This window comes from Bradyrhizobium quebecense (assembly GCF_013373795.3).
GTDB lineage: Bacteria > Pseudomonadota > Alphaproteobacteria > Rhizobiales > Xanthobacteraceae > Bradyrhizobium > Bradyrhizobium quebecense.
This window is the reverse complement of sequence record NZ_CP088022.1, coordinates 4503411-4516521: the sequence shown is the minus strand read 5'-3', so window position 1 is coordinate 4516521 and position 13111 is coordinate 4503411. Positions and strand designations below refer to the sequence as shown.

The 13111-nt window shown below is 65.2% G+C and carries 15 protein-coding genes; 8 read left to right on the top strand and 7 right to left on the bottom strand.

Going from position 1 to position 13111, the window contains the following annotated elements:
• Positions 1-11 precede the first annotated feature (11 nt).
• Complete coding sequence (locus HU230_RS21920; protein ID WP_176529892.1) at positions 12-1118, bottom strand: DUF2336 domain-containing protein; 1107 nt, start codon at positions 1116-1118, stop codon at positions 12-14.
• 180 nt (positions 1119-1298) lie between these two features.
• Positions 1299-2318: an adenylate/guanylate cyclase domain-containing protein gene (locus HU230_RS21915; protein WP_176529893.1), complete on the bottom strand. Its 1020-nt coding sequence runs from the start codon at positions 2316-2318 to the stop codon at positions 1299-1301.
• A gap of 132 nt (positions 2319-2450) precedes the next feature.
• Here HU230_RS21915 and HU230_RS21910 point away from each other — a divergent pair, with 132 nt between their 5' ends.
• Positions 2451-2849: a lysozyme inhibitor LprI family protein gene (locus tag HU230_RS21910; protein ID WP_224943440.1), complete on the top strand. Its 399-nt coding sequence runs from the start codon at positions 2451-2453 to the stop codon at positions 2847-2849.
• A 27-nt stretch (positions 2850-2876) separates the two neighbouring features.
• On the top strand, positions 2877-3110 hold the full coding sequence (locus tag HU230_RS21905; protein WP_176529894.1) for a hypothetical protein: 234 nt from the start codon (positions 2877-2879) through the stop codon (positions 3108-3110).
• A gap of 22 nt (positions 3111-3132) precedes the next feature.
• Here the strand turns inward: HU230_RS21905 and HU230_RS21900 are convergent, their stop codons facing one another.
• Positions 3133-3753, bottom strand: coding sequence for a hypothetical protein (locus HU230_RS21900; RefSeq protein ID WP_176529895.1), 621 nt, complete (start codon positions 3751-3753; stop codon positions 3133-3135).
• A 110-nt stretch (positions 3754-3863) separates the two neighbouring features.
• Between HU230_RS21900 and HU230_RS21895 the strand changes: the two genes are divergently transcribed.
• Together HU230_RS21895 and HU230_RS21890 are read left to right on the top strand one after the other, a co-directional pair.
• Positions 3864-4565, top strand: a complete 702-nt coding sequence (locus tag HU230_RS21895; RefSeq protein WP_176529896.1) for a TetR/AcrR family transcriptional regulator — start codon at positions 3864-3866, stop codon at positions 4563-4565.
• A 164-nt stretch (positions 4566-4729) separates the two neighbouring features.
• A complete protein-coding gene (locus tag HU230_RS21890) occupies positions 4730-6442 on the top strand; it encodes a sulfatase-like hydrolase/transferase (RefSeq protein WP_176529897.1) in 1713 nt (570 codons plus the stop codon).
• Between the two features lie 148 nt (positions 6443-6590).
• Here the strand turns inward: HU230_RS21890 and HU230_RS21885 are convergent, their stop codons facing one another.
• The 3 genes from HU230_RS21885 to HU230_RS21875 form a co-directional block, all read right to left on the bottom strand.
• Positions 6591-8141: an ABC transporter permease/substrate-binding protein gene (locus tag HU230_RS21885; protein WP_176529898.1), complete on the bottom strand. Its 1551-nt coding sequence runs from the start codon at positions 8139-8141 to the stop codon at positions 6591-6593.
• Positions 8138-8926: an ATP-binding cassette domain-containing protein gene (locus tag HU230_RS21880; protein ID WP_176529899.1), complete on the bottom strand. Its 789-nt coding sequence runs from the start codon at positions 8924-8926 to the stop codon at positions 8138-8140. The genes HU230_RS21885 and HU230_RS21880 overlap by 4 nt, the downstream gene beginning before the upstream one ends.
• Before the next feature lie 168 nt (positions 8927-9094).
• Positions 9095-9310, bottom strand: a complete 216-nt coding sequence (locus HU230_RS21875) for a hypothetical protein (protein WP_074131807.1) — start codon at positions 9308-9310, stop codon at positions 9095-9097.
• Positions 9311-9535: 225 nt separating this feature from the next.
• Here HU230_RS21875 and HU230_RS21870 point away from each other — a divergent pair, with 225 nt between their 5' ends.
• The 4 genes from HU230_RS21870 (at position 9536) to HU230_RS21855 (ending at position 11868) form a co-directional block, all read left to right on the top strand.
• Positions 9536-10372: a metal-dependent phosphohydrolase gene (locus HU230_RS21870; RefSeq protein ID WP_176529900.1), complete on the top strand. Its 837-nt coding sequence runs from the start codon at positions 9536-9538 to the stop codon at positions 10370-10372.
• Between the two features lie 202 nt (positions 10373-10574).
• The gene (locus tag HU230_RS21865; RefSeq protein WP_224943437.1) at positions 10575-11207 is read left to right on the top strand and encodes a hypothetical protein; all 633 of its coding nucleotides are present in this window, start codon (positions 10575-10577) and stop codon (positions 11205-11207) included.
• 41 nt (positions 11208-11248) lie between these two features.
• Positions 11249-11521 carry a DUF3551 domain-containing protein gene (locus tag HU230_RS21860; protein WP_176529901.1) on the top strand — a complete coding sequence of 91 codons (273 nt, stop codon included), beginning with the start codon at positions 11249-11251 and terminating at the stop codon, positions 11519-11521.
• Positions 11522-11598: 77 nt separating this feature from the next.
• Positions 11599-11868, top strand: coding sequence for a DUF3551 domain-containing protein (locus tag HU230_RS21855; RefSeq protein ID WP_176529902.1), 270 nt, complete (start codon positions 11599-11601; stop codon positions 11866-11868).
• Positions 11869-11901: 33 nt separating this feature from the next.
• Here the strand turns inward: HU230_RS21855 and HU230_RS21850 are convergent, their stop codons facing one another.
• Positions 11902-13110: an FAD-dependent monooxygenase gene (locus HU230_RS21850; RefSeq protein WP_176529903.1), complete on the bottom strand. Its 1209-nt coding sequence runs from the start codon at positions 13108-13110 to the stop codon at positions 11902-11904.
• Position 13111 lies beyond the last annotated feature (1 nt).

The following is a 13111-nucleotide window of genomic DNA, read 5'->3' as shown; positions in this document are numbered from 1 at the left end:
ACGTCGCCGGGCTAACCGGCCGCGATCGGCTGCTTCTCGATTCTGTTGTGCAGCTGCCAGAACCGCACGGTGCGCTGTGCGGTCTCCAGCGACAGCCGCCGGTAATCACGGTGCGCGACCTCGAGCGTTGCATGGTCGAGCGGATGCGGCAGCGGCCGCTTGCGCAGGATGGCTTCGACCGTCGGCCAGTTGAGCCGCGCCGAGCGGCACGGGATCAGGAGCAGGTCGGAGCGCAGCCCGAGCATCAGGCGCTCGATCATCGCGATCGGCATGTCGTTGAGCACGGCGAGCGCGACCGTGACCTCGTCGAACTTGCCGTCCTCAGCGAATTTGTAGACCGCTGCATCATCGAGCTCGTTCAGCTGCTTCATCAGCTTGACCAGCTCTTCGGCGATGCCGTAGTTGCGGCGGGGAGCCGCGGCCTCTTCCTGCGCGATGTCGTTCAGCACCTGGCTGATCTCCTCGCGCGCCCTGGGCGATGCGATCGCCAGCAGGCGGGCGCGCACCGTTTCCTTGGCGCGCTGCAGCAGGTCGCGCAGCAGCTTGGCCGGAATATCGATGCGCAGCCCGAGGATCTCGACCAGCTCGTCATCACCTTCGGCGCGGGCAACGATCGAGGAATAGCCGTTGTCGGAGAACTGCGCGCCGGCGTTCTTGGCAAGACGCCGGATCACCTTGTCCTCGCCGCGGTCGATGATCACATCGGTGACGGAAGCCGGCAGGTTCTCCCGCGCCGAGATCGCGAACAGATGGTCCTGGCCCTTGCTGGCGGCGATCTCGCGCAGTGCGTCGTTCGAGAGGCGGCTGGAGTGGGTCAGCACGTCGCCGGCGACGCTGATGTCGTCGTCCCAGGCGAGGTGCTGAATCACCTCGAACGGCGCGTAGTCGAGCGGCGCGAGCCGCTTGCTGAGCTCGGCCCGCGCACGCGTCTCGACGCGCGCGACGAGCAGGCAAAGCACGTCGTCGAACACCTTGACCTGTTCATCGTTGAGGCGGTCGCCGTCGTTCAGGAACAGATCGGTGACCTGCCGCAGCGTCTGCACGCGCTTGGCCGACGTCCCGTCCCGGACCGCATCTTCGAGTTCGGCAATAATCGATTGTGACGCCTGTTGCGCCATCGATGGGCAACCTTGCTTTTCTTGGATGACAACTGTTTGCACGATAATGCTAGCGATCTTACACCTGCGTTAAGGTGGAACCCGGTGCAAATACGGGTGCATCGCATCCTTAACCGGGCGAGACCGGACAAGACGCAATTGGTGCTATCGTCACAATGGCGGTGCGCCTTAAGGGATTGTTTAGGACGATGCGCGCCGCATGACGGCGAATATGTCGATCAAAGCGGCGCGCCCGCGCAGCTGCGTCGAGCCGAGCGGCTCGATGGCAAAATCCGGGTCCGAGGGCAGCAGGCGAAGCAACTCGCCCGATATCAGCAGCGGCCGGCCGGCCTCCTTGCAATGCGCCTGCAGCCGCGCCGTGACGTTCACGGTATCGCCGAAATAGGCGATCTGCCGCCGCGAGTCGCCGCATTCGCCGATGACGACAGGGCCGGCATGCATCCCGGCGCGAAACGCCGGCACCACGCCGAACTCCTTGCGATAATGGTCGGCTCGCTTGGCGAGGCGGTCCTCGATCGCGAACACGCAGTCGAGATAACGCCGCGACGGCTGGCCCGTGCCGGCCGGCCAGGTCACGATGACCTCGTCGCCGACATAGGCATGAACCTCGCCGCCATGCGCCACGATCGGCTCGTCGATGTCGAAGAAGAAGCGCGTCAAGAGCTCCTGCACGCGCAGCTCGCCCATCGCCTCCGCCAGCGACGTCGAGCCGACCAGGTCGAGGAACAGCAGCACGCGCTCCTCGCGCCCCGGGCGGCGATAGCGTCCGAGCACGACGCTGAGCAGCGTCCGTCCACCAATCATCCGGACCAGCTCATAGATCATCGTGATCGGGACCGACATCAGAAGGCCGACGCCGATGATCTTCAGGAAGGTGTCGCGAACCCAGTTCGCCTCGAGCCCATGCCCGTACAGAACGATCTCCAGCACAACAGCCGAGATTGCGACGACGACGGCCAGGATGACGGAGCGCGCGACGAGCTCGACGATCAGCGGCTGCCGCCGCAGCCAGCCGCCGCGTGCGACCAGATAGAGATGCGTCGCCCAGACGATCAGGCTGATGGCGGCACCCTCGAGTGCGCTGCGCAGATAGTTCGCGACCGAGGCCTCGTCGGACTCGTCGAAGGCGTAGCGGAACAGCCCGCCGACGAGCAAGCCGAACACGGCCAAAACGACTGCGGGCGTCACGGTCCGCCGCATGAATACCTCCATGCCCCTGAAATATCCTGCGCGGATCGGGAAGGCCAGCCGCGGTGCGACTGATATGAACGGGATGGGCTACGGCCGCACTAACGTATGGCCCTACGGGGTCCATCGGAAAGGGAAGGCGGCATGAAATCGGCTCTCACGACAGGCGTGTTCAGGCTCGGGTCCTTGGTTGCGGCCATTTTCATCATCGCCATCTCGTCGGCCTGGGCCGGCGATCAGGGCGATCCCGAACAGTCCTGCGACGGCAATACCTACCAGATGGTCGAGTGCCTCAAGGCCAAGACCGCGCAATGGGACAAGCGGATGAATGTCGCCTCTCAGCAGGCGCTGAAGGATGCCGCCGGCGACAAGCAGCGCAAACAGCTGCGCACCGCGCAACGGTTATGGATCCAGTACCGTGACGCGAATTGCCTGTATTACGACCTCGGCGAGGGCACCATCGCCCGCCTCGACGCCGGCGAATGCATGCGCAGCATGACCGAAATCCGTGCCAAGGAACTGGAGAATCTCGGCCATCAGTGAGCCATCTTCCGGTGCCAGGACTTGGTCATGACTGACGGAAAGAGCCAGAACGAACTGACCGAGCTTGCGGAGGAGGCGCTGCGCGCCCAGCCCGGCTGCGAGACCGCCCGCGTGCCGGCGGTTGCCGCGCTGCCCGATGGGCAGGTCGGGCGCAACTGGGAGATTCCGAACGTCGTGCTCGGCGACAGCCTGATCAGCGACGTCGACCGCGCGGTGCTATCGGTGCATCGCCGGCTCGGCCGCCAGTTTCACCTGGTGTGATCCGATCTGACCCGGTCGCGCCTCAGCTCGCCTGTGCCTGACGCGGCGCAGGCCGCGCGGCCATGCTGATCATCCTGAGCGCAAACACCGTGGCGAGCGGCACGAGGAACAGCGCGTAGAGCGGCATCTCGGGAATCCGCTTGCCGAACGAGACCGTGAACTGCAGCAGCAGATAATAGCCGCCGATCAGATGCAGCCTGCGCCAGGCGCGCGGGCCCAGCAGCGCAGCCGTGCGATCGAACGAGGTCGCGGTCAGCGCGATGATGACGAGATAGCCGATAGCGCCGAACATATAGGAAACGATAGAGGTTGCGGCGGCGAAGCCGGCCGGATCGAGCATTGCGAACGCTGATATCGCGACCGCGTGGATGGCGTGCGAGGCGGCGAAGGTGACGCCCAGATAGCGGCGGTTGCGGCGCTGCCAGTGCGTCCAGGCGTTCGGCCAGAGCCGTGCCAGCGCCGCCGCGGAGAAGGCGAGGCAGAACAACAGCAGCGAGGTCCGCGCCGTGAAGCGGATCACCATCCGCACGCCGTCGACCTCGAACTGCCGCATCGCGGCGATCCAGATCGAAAGCCCGATCAGGGTCAGTGTGAGCAGGCCGAACAGCCGCCAGCCCTCGAACCAGTTTCGACGCGTCGCCATATCCCGCCTCCTACCGTTGATGTAATCGCCAGTTACATTTCGCGATGGAGCGCGGTCAATCCGTGTAATCGCCGCTTACATTCACAAGCGGGTGATGCTAGAGATGCGCCATGCGCCGCCCCGCCAAAAACCCGCCGATCGGACGCCGGCCCGCCAAGCCGCGTCCGGCCGCCGCGGCGCGGGCGCCGGCGGCCAAGCCCTATCATCATGGCGATCTCCGCCGCGTACTGATCGATGCGGCCATGCAGCTGGTCGGCGAGGGCGGGCCGGAGGCGGTTAGCGTTCGCGAGGCCGCCCGCCGCGCCGGGGTTTCGCCGGGTGCGCCGTTCCGGCATTTCCCGAGCCGGGATGCCCTGATGAATGCGGTGGCGGAGGAGGCGCAGCGCCGCTTCCGCGCCGAGATCGAGACAGCGCTGGCCGACGCACCGTCAGGCGATCCGCTCGGCCGCTTCCGCTGCCTCGGGATCGCCTATCTGCGCTGGGCGATGAAGAACCCGACCCATTTCGAGGTCATCTCCAGCCGCCGCTTCTTCGACCACGACCGCTCGGCTGGCGTTTCCAGCGACAATGCGGAGTTGATCGGCCTGACCGAGCGCCTGCTGGCGGAGGCGTTTTCGGCCGGTCAGCTTGCGGCGCGCGACCTGAAGCAGGTCCAGATCGCCGGCCGCGCCCTGGTCTATGGTTTTGCGCGGATGCATATCGACGGCCATTTGCCGCGTTGGGGCGTTGGCGAAGCGGAGACCGAGCAGATGGCCGCTGACATCGTCGACCTCTTCATCGCCGGCATTGCAAGGCCTGCGGCGAAGGTCTGAGGCCCGCCGTGCCGGACGTACTCCGGGCAGGCAAATTCATTGCGCGTTCATGACGATTCAATTACGTTTTTATGACATGGCGCAGACTCCGGCTGTGCCGTGTGCCTCCTGGCCTTTGCCAGTCAAGGCCGTGGCATTGCGCCGGGTTGTATTGCGTCCCACCCATGGCGCCCGCGCCTCAGCAAAACTCTTCCGTCGCCGCGCTGGCCGGCGGTCTCGCCGCGATCGGCGTCTGGCGGTTGATGGCGGTCGCCGCCCCGCATCTCGGCACGCTGATCCTGATGCTGCGGACCGAGACCGATTTCGGCTCGCGGCTCTGCTTCCTGCTGGCCTGGGGAATCCTCAACTTCCTGTTCATCGCGCTGCTGCGCAGGCCGGCGCTGTCGGGCGCGCTGTCGCTGACGCTGGTCGTGGTGCTGGTGCTGCTGTCGCGGTTCAAGCACGACGTGGTGCAGATGACCGCGAACTTCGTCGACCTGATGGTGATCGACCGCGACACCGCGGCGTTCCTGCTCACGATCTTTCCGAACCTGCGCTGGTCGATCATCGGTGCCGGCCTCGTCACGCTGCCCTTGATGTACGCGCTGTGGTGGCTCGATCCGTTCCGCATCCGCCGCCTGCCGGCCGCGGCCGCCTGCCTTGCCTGCACCGCCGCGCTCTCGGGCTACGCCTTCGCCTGGCCGGATGAGGCCTGGCGCGGCTATTACGACGACGGCTATCTGTCGAAATTCGCGCGCTCCGGCGTGACGGCGGTGTCGGACTTTGTCGCCTATGGCTTCATGGAGTCGGACCCGAGCGCGAGCGATCAGCTCAAGATGCCGCTGGTCGACGCCTGCCACCCCGCCGGTCGGCGGCCGAACATCATCATGATCCATGATGAATCGAGCTTCGACATCCGCGCCGCGTCCGGCGTCAAGGTTCCGCCGGGCTACGGCAGCCAGTTCAAATCCTACGACGGTGTCGAACGCAAATTCCTCGCCGAGAGCAATGGCGGGCCGAGCTGGTTCACCGAGTACAACGTGCTGGCGGGATTGTCCTCGCGCTCGTTCGGCCGGTTCGCCTATTTCGTCACCCGCATCGCATCGGGCCGGGTCGAGCGCGGCCTGCCGCTGGCGCTGCACCGCTGCGGCTACGACACGCTATCGCTCTATCCGGCGTTCGGCGCCTTCATGAGCGCGCGCAGCTTCCAGACCACGACCGGCATCCAGCAATTCTACGACGCGCATGACCTGCATGCGAAGGACGTCGAACCCGACAGCTTCTTCTACGACAAGGCGCTGAAGCTGATGGCCGAGCAGAAGACGCTCAGCACGCCGCTGTTCACCTTCGTCTATCTCGCCGCCAACCATTTCCCGTGGGAGATGAAATTCCGTCCCGAGCTGCTGCCGGCATGGAAGCGGCCGGGCAACTCGCCGTCGGTCGACGAATATCTGCGCCGGCAGGCGATGAGCGCCAGCGACTATGCCGGCTTTGTTGCCGCATTGAAGAAGAAGTTTCCGGCGCAGCCGTTCTTGATCATACGCTACGGCGATCATCAGCCGGAGTTCTCGCCGCAGCTGCTCGATCCCGGGCTCGACGAGGCCGGCATCGGCAAGAAGCTGATGGATTATGATCCGCGCTACTACGCGACCTATTACGCGATCGACGCCATCAACTTCGAACCGGTGAAGAGCCAGGCCGTGATGGACACGATCGACGCCGCCTATCTGCCGCTGGTGATTCAGGAAGCCGCGGGCATTCCGCTCGATCCATCGTTCGAGGAGCAGAAGGCCATCATGCTTCGCTGCAACGGCGCGTTCTATTCCTGCAAGGACGGCGCGGAGGCGCGCCGCTTCAACCGCCTGCTGATCGACGCAGGGATCATCAAGGGATTGTGAGACGCAACATGCGTCCCCCGCCGTTATTGCGAGCGGAGCGAAGCAATCCATCCATCCATCGGCATGCGCGGGACGATGGATTGCTTCGTCGCTTCAGCGCAAAATTGCTTTGCAATTTTGTCGCGAGCTCCTCGCAATGACGATGGGGTTATTTCGGCCCGATCTTCTCCCACAACCAGCGCGCCACGGCGTCGGGCGACGATGATGCGTCGTTGCCCGACGCGCGCAGGTTGGCCTCGCGCATCGCGGCGATGCCGATCTTGCCGAGCAGCGGCCGCAGCGCCGCTTTGAGAGTCTCGTCGTCGCGCCGCTTTGGCGACAGCAGCACGATCGCGTCATAGGGCGGGATCGCGTGCCTATCGTCCGCGAGCGCAACCAGGTCGTATTTCGCGATCAGCCCGTCGCTGGTGTAGCCCGCGATGACGTCGACCTCGCCGGAGGCAACCGCGGCATACATGAAGTCCGGCTGCATCTGGCGCTGGGCGCGGAACGTCAGCCCATACGCCTTCTGGATGCCGGCCCATTCCGGCCGCGAGAAGAATTCATAGTCGCCGGCGATCGACATCGTCGCGGCGTGCGACGCGAGGTCGGCGATCGAATGGATGCCGAGCTGATCGGCGCGCTTCTTCGGCATCACCAGCGCATAGGCGTTCTCGAAGCCGAGCTCGCCGAACAGCGTGATGTCCTGCCTGGCCAGCGTCGTCTTCAGTTCGCCCAGCAGCTCGGCGCGGGGCCTGATGTCGGTGTGGTGGAACTGGTTCGCCCACAGCGTGCCGGAATAGTCGACATAGACGTCGATATCGCCGGCCGCGAGCGCATCAAAGATCACGTTGGAGCCGAGGCCGGCGCGGGTCGTCGTCGGCAGCCCGGCCGCTTGCAGCCGTTGTGCCATCAGCGCCGACAACACATATTGCTCGGTGAACGTCTTGGCGCCGACGACGTAGCGCGCCTGCGGCCGCGCGATCGCGGGCACCAGCGTCGCCGCGATCAGGGCGGCGATGCCGAGCCCGCCGAGTGCGGTCCGGATACGGCTGCGATTGCGCAGGCCATTCTCGATCAGCGCCAGCAATTGGTCGACGACCAGTGCGAGCACGGTGGCGGCGAAGCAGCCGAACAGCACGAACACCCAGTTCTGGGTCTGCAGCCCCGCGAAGATGTAGTTGCCGAGGCTGGTCTGGCCGATCGGCGTCGACAGCGTCGCGGTGCCGATCACCCACACCGCGGCGGTGCGGATCCCCGCCATCATCACCGGCATCGCCAGCGGCAGCTCGACCATGGTGAGCGATTGCCGCGGCGTCATGCCGACGCCCTGGGCAGCCTCCAGCACCGCCGGATCGACGCCGGAGAGGCCGGTGATGGTGTTGCGCAACACCGGCAGCATCGAATAGAGCGCGAGCGCCAGCACCGCCGGCAGGAAGCCGAAGGCGGAGAAGCTGAAGCCGAGCCACGCCGCGGTCAGCGCCGTGAGCGCCAGCAACAACGGATAGAACAGCGCGAGCAAAGCGAGCCCGGGCACCGTCTGCACGATGCTGGCAAGCCCGAGCAACGTGCCGCGCAGCACCGGCCGGTTGCGCGCGATGAGCGCAAGCGGCAGGCTGATCAGAAGTCCGAGCGCCAGCGCGGCGACGCTGACCCGGACATGGTTGCCGAGATAGTCGGGCAGATGCGCAAGCGCCTCGCTCCAGCGTGGATCGCTCATGCCGTGCCGTCCCGCGGCAGCAATGCGCCCAGCCGTTCCGCCTGTCGACGCGGCGTACGCAAGAGTTCGCCGACATAGGCGTCGGTGTTGGCCGCGAGCTCCGCCGGCGTACCCAAAGCGAGCAGCTTGCCGCCACGCATCACCGCGACACGATCGGCCAGCAGCAGCGCCTCGGTCATGTCGTGGGTGATCATGACCGTGGTCAGGGCGAGCTCGCGATGCAGCGTGCGATAATCGTCGCCGAGCGCGTCGCGGGTCAGCGGATCGAGCGCGCCGAACGGCTCGTCCATCAGCACGATGCGCGGCTTCGCCGCCAGCGCACGCGCGACGCCGACGCGTTGGCGCTGGCCGCCGGAGAGTTCGTGCGGCAGGCGGTCGCGATGTTGCGCGCGGTCGAGCCGCACGAGGTCGAGCAGTTCATCGACCCGCGCCGAGATATCGGCCTGCGGCCAGCCGAGCAGCCTTGGCGTGATGCCGACATTGCCGGCGACGGTGAGATGCGGAAACAGTCCGCCGCTCTGGAAGACATAGCCGATGCGGCGCCGCAGCAGGATCGGGTCGATGCGGCTGACGTCTTCGCCCTCGACCGCGATCCGGCCGCGGTCGGCCTCGATCAGGCGGTTGGCCAGCCTGAGCAGCGTCGTCTTGCCGGAGCCCGAGCCGCCGACAACAGCCAGGAATTCACCCTCGGCCACGTCAAGCGAGACGTCGTCGACCGCTACCACGCGACCATTGTCAAAACTCTTGCCGACATGCGCGTAGGCAATCAGCGGCGTTGCGGGCATTCTCGGGCCATTCCTGGGCGACCTCACGTCTCACCATCGTGAACGACAGTGATAGCCCATAAAATGGACTTTGACTCGAGGTGCACGCGCCTGCATCACGCGGTTTCGCAGGCTGTTCCAGTCGGGCGCGCGAAGCGGGTCAGCCCTTTCGGGGGCTGTGAGCACACATCACACTTCGTTCTTGGGTACGTATTTGCCCATGATGCACTTATAGCTCTGCAACCGCCAATCGTGATACGGCCCCTTGGCGAGCCAGTCGGCGATGCCGATCTGGGCACTCACAGCGCAGGCGCCCATGGTGATGCCGGATTGGTCGCTGTTGGTGACGACCTTTTCCATGCAGAGCTGGGCATTGCAAAGGATGGCGACGAGCGTAACAAGCATGATGGTCTTTATCCGTAAGATTAACCCGGCTGAACCGAATCATGCACGGTTCATGCCATTATCAGCGGTTTTGGTGCCGCAGCCGGCAAGACCGGGAAAGTACGGCGGAACGAATGACGCGCTCGCCGGCGCGTAGCCGCACGCCCGCAGATGCGCTATAGTTCTGCCCAACTACGACGTGAGATCGGGGCGAGCGAGGAACGTTGCGCGGTCGGGGCTGCATCGATGATGACGTTACCTGAGTTGGCGGCAGGTGCTTTGGAGAAGTTTCTCTCCACGCACGTTAGCCGCACCTTTGGGGCCTCGCAGGCGCGCTTCGGCGAACTCCTGCCGGCCGCAGCCCGCATTGCGCTTGAATGCATCGGCAACAGCGATGCGCTCTACCACAATGTCGAGCACACCATGCTGGTCACGCTGGCCGGGCACGACATCATCCGCGGTCGCGCGCTGCACACCCATGTCACCGCGGAGGATTACACCCATACGATCATCGCCTGCCTGACGCACGACATCGGCTATGTGCGCGGCCTGCTGAAGGGCGACGGACCGGATGGTTATGTCATCGATGCCTCCGGCAAGAAGGTCGTGCTGCCGCGCGGCTCGTCGGATGCCGGCCTGATGCCGTATCACGTCGACCGCTCGAAGCTCTATGTGCTCGACAGGCTCGAGGCCGTCCTCCCGCTCGATCGCGAACGTGTCGCGCGCAACATCGAAGGCACGCGGTTTCCGGCACCCGAAGGCCTGCAATATGACGACGAGGCGGCGATCGTCCGGGCCGCCGATTTCATCGGACAGCTCGGCGATCCCAACTACATCAGGAAAGCCAACGCGCTCTATCACGAGTTCGAGGAAGTCGGCATCAACCGCCAGCTCGGCTATGAATCGCCGGCCGATATCGTCGACCGCTATCCGCAATTCTACTGGAATATGGTCGCGCCGCACATCCAGGGCGCCATCAACTGCCTGAACATGACGGCAAGCGGCCGTCAGTGGATCGCGAACCTCTACAGCAACGTCTTCCGCGCCGAGCGCGAGGTCACCCTGTCCGGCCCGCAAATCTGACGCACGGTACCAGCGGCGCGGCCTTTCAGCACGGCTCGCCTGCATTCCCCGGTCGTTTGCGGGACGTCCACATTTCGGCCTGCTTCATCGTTGCACAGTCCGTGGAAATCGGCGACCTTGCGCCATGGACCTCTCCATCGACCGTGTTCTCGATCGTTCCAGCATGATCTCCCGTTTCGCTCAATTGATTGCGATTGCTATCGTGTGCTGGCCTGCGCTCGCCGTTGCCGCCGGCCCGGTCTACGACGTCGACCTGTATGCGTTGATGTCCGGCACCTGCCGCAATGTCACGGTCGCCGGCGGCAGCTATACCTGCAAGGCGGTGGCCTACTTCCACACCCTGCGCGGCCGTTCCGAATTCACCGTGGTGCTCGACGATCCCGCCGACAAGAGCCATATCGTCTCGTTCTCCGGCGAGAGCACCGAGCGCACCCAGGATAATCTGTTCGAGCTCGCGGTCGACCGCATGTTGCTGAAGTCGAGCGACCGTCCGCGTGTCGATGGTCTGCCGGTGCCGCTGGTCGAGATGTCGACAGGCTCCTGCCGCCAGGTCGGAAGCTTCATCACGCGGCAGGTGTCGACCATCACCTGCGCCGCCACCGACCAGAACGGCAAGCGGTACGAGTTGAGCTTCGAGTCGGATGGCTCGCCGATGACCTTGCGCCGGCTGCGGCAATCGACGCTGCCGTCGGAACGGCAACGGGCACGCCAGATCGCACAGCTCGAATGCCGCCTCAAGGCGCGGGCCGCGCAGGTTCTTCCGCGGGACACCACGGCCTTCATGATCCGTTGTCTTGGTGAGGACGACGGCAAGCCGGCCGGCGAGCAGCGATAGCCGCGCGCCCCGCGTTCCGGAGCGAGCTTGAGGAGAATTCGATGCGCTTGAAATTCACCATCATCGCCGCCATCGGCGTTGGCATCGCCGGGCCCGCCGCCGCGCAAATGTACGATCCGAATTATCCGGTCTGCATGGAAGTCTATGGCGGCAGGCTGACGCCGGAGTACATCGATTGCAGCTTCACGTCGCTTCCGCAATGCCAGGCAACGGCCTCGGGACGATCGGCGACATGCTCGGTCAATCCCTTCTACAAAGGTCCAAAAAAGCCGACCAGGGAGCGGGGTCAGCGACCGCGTCAGCCTGTCAACTAGCGCGCCGTCGCGTCGCTGGCGCAGTTGAATAACTCCGGTTGTTGTTGGGAAACCTTCCGAGCGACAAGGAGAGACGGATGCGCCTGAAACTGTTCGCGATCGCCGCAGCTGCGGTCGCCCTGGCCGGACCTGCCGCCGGGCAGGCCTACGATCCGAACTATCCGGTGTGCATGCACGTCTTTCAGGGCAAGTACGGCGGAAGCTACATCGATTGCAGCTTCACCTCGATCCCGCAGTGCCAGGCGTCGGCGTCGGGCCGGGGGGCGATGTGCTCGGAGAATCCCTTCTTTACGCCGCCGCTACCTCCGAAGCGCCGGGCGCACCGCGGACGGCATCGTGCCCACTGATGTGGGAACACCAGGCAGCTCGAATGCCTGCCGTCAGACCGGCACGTTCAAGGCGTCGTAGGTGAACAGCCAATCATAGCGCTCGCGCACCCGGTCCGGTTGCCATTCGCGCGAGACATAGGCGTCGGCGCCTTCGGCGTCGGCTAGCGCCGGATTGTGGAAGCGCCTGGCATTCTCGGCGGACTTCATCACGATCATATTCGTCCGCGTCAGCCGCGCGGCCTGATAGCGCTGCAGCGCCTCTTCGGGCGGGAAGCATTCGAGGCAGCGTGCCAGCACCATGCCGTCCTCGATCGCCATGTTGGCCCCTTGGGCCAGGAACGGCAGTGTCGGATGCGCGGCGTCGCCGAGCACGCAGGCCCGCCCCACGGCGAAGCGACCGAGCGGATCGCGGCCAAGCAATGCCCATTTGTAGGGAATATCGAGGTTGTCGATGATGGTGTGGATATCCGGATTCCATCCGGCAAAAGCAGCGCCGCAGGCCTCCCGCGTGCCGCGTTCGGTCCACGATTCGACCGACCAGCTCTCGCCCTCGAAGATGCCGACGAAGTTCAACAACTCGCCGCGGCGAACCGGATAGGTGATGACATGGCCGCCGGGACCGACCCAGTTGGTGCCGACGTCGCGCCTGAGGCTCGCCGGTAGCCGCTGCATCGGGACCAGGCCGCGCCAGGCGGCCACACCTGAGAAGAATGGCTTTGTGTCGCCACCGATCTGCCGGCGAATTTCGGAGTGCACGCCGTCGGCCCCGATCACGACGTCGCCGCGCCGTCGCTCGCCATTGGCGAGATGCAGCCAGATGCCGTTATCATCCTCCTCAAAGCCCGCGCAGCGGCTGTTGAGATGCAGGCGTCCCGGTGCCCGTGCACTGAATGCGTCGACCAGCAGGCGGTGACAGTCGCCACGATGCACCATCCAGTAGGGCGCGCCATAGATTGCCCGCGAAGAGGCGCCGAGGTCGAACAGCTTCCAGGTCCGCCCGGTGCTGAACAGCCGGATCTCCTTGCCCGAGGGCTCGCAAGCGATCGCCTGCATTTGTCGCTCGAGGCCGAGCGCAATCAGGACCCTTGTGCCGTTGGCGCTGAGCTGGACGCCGGCGCCGAGCTCGCGCAGCTCCGATGCCTGTTCGAAGATCTCAACTTCGATCCCCCGTTGCAGCAGCGACAGCCCCGCGACGAGGCCACCGATCCCGGCGCCGGCAATCAGGACTTTTGGCCTGCGGTTTGCGCTCACGCGATCCATC

Coding starts and splice junctions, on each gene's coding strand:
- HU230_RS21920 (WP_176529892.1), bottom strand. CDS start 1,118: ATGGCGCAACAGGCGTCACAATCGATTATTGCCGAACTCGAAGATGCG.
- HU230_RS21915 (WP_176529893.1), bottom strand. CDS start 2,318: ATGCGGCGGACCGTGACGCCCGCAGTCGTTTTGGCCGTGTTCGGCTTG.
- HU230_RS21910 (WP_224943440.1), top strand. CDS start 2,451: ATGAAATCGGCTCTCACGACAGGCGTGTTCAGGCTCGGGTCCTTGGTT.
- HU230_RS21905 (WP_176529894.1), top strand. CDS start 2,877: ATGACTGACGGAAAGAGCCAGAACGAACTGACCGAGCTTGCGGAGGAG.
- HU230_RS21900 (WP_176529895.1), bottom strand. CDS start 3,753: ATGGCGACGCGTCGAAACTGGTTCGAGGGCTGGCGGCTGTTCGGCCTG.
- HU230_RS21895 (WP_176529896.1), top strand. CDS start 3,864: ATGCGCCGCCCCGCCAAAAACCCGCCGATCGGACGCCGGCCCGCCAAG.
- HU230_RS21890 (WP_176529897.1), top strand. CDS start 4,730: ATGGCGCCCGCGCCTCAGCAAAACTCTTCCGTCGCCGCGCTGGCCGGC.
- HU230_RS21885 (WP_176529898.1), bottom strand. CDS start 8,141: ATGAGCGATCCACGCTGGAGCGAGGCGCTTGCGCATCTGCCCGACTAT.
- HU230_RS21880 (WP_176529899.1), bottom strand. CDS start 8,926: ATGCCCGCAACGCCGCTGATTGCCTACGCGCATGTCGGCAAGAGTTTT.
- HU230_RS21875 (WP_074131807.1), bottom strand. CDS start 9,310: ATGCTTGTTACGCTCGTCGCCATCCTTTGCAATGCCCAGCTCTGCATG.
- HU230_RS21870 (WP_176529900.1), top strand. CDS start 9,536: ATGATGACGTTACCTGAGTTGGCGGCAGGTGCTTTGGAGAAGTTTCTC.
- HU230_RS21860 (WP_176529901.1), top strand. CDS start 11,249: ATGCGCTTGAAATTCACCATCATCGCCGCCATCGGCGTTGGCATCGCC.
- HU230_RS21855 (WP_176529902.1), top strand. CDS start 11,599: ATGCGCCTGAAACTGTTCGCGATCGCCGCAGCTGCGGTCGCCCTGGCC.
- HU230_RS21850 (WP_176529903.1), bottom strand. CDS start 13,110: ATGGATCGCGTGAGCGCAAACCGCAGGCCAAAAGTCCTGATTGCCGGC.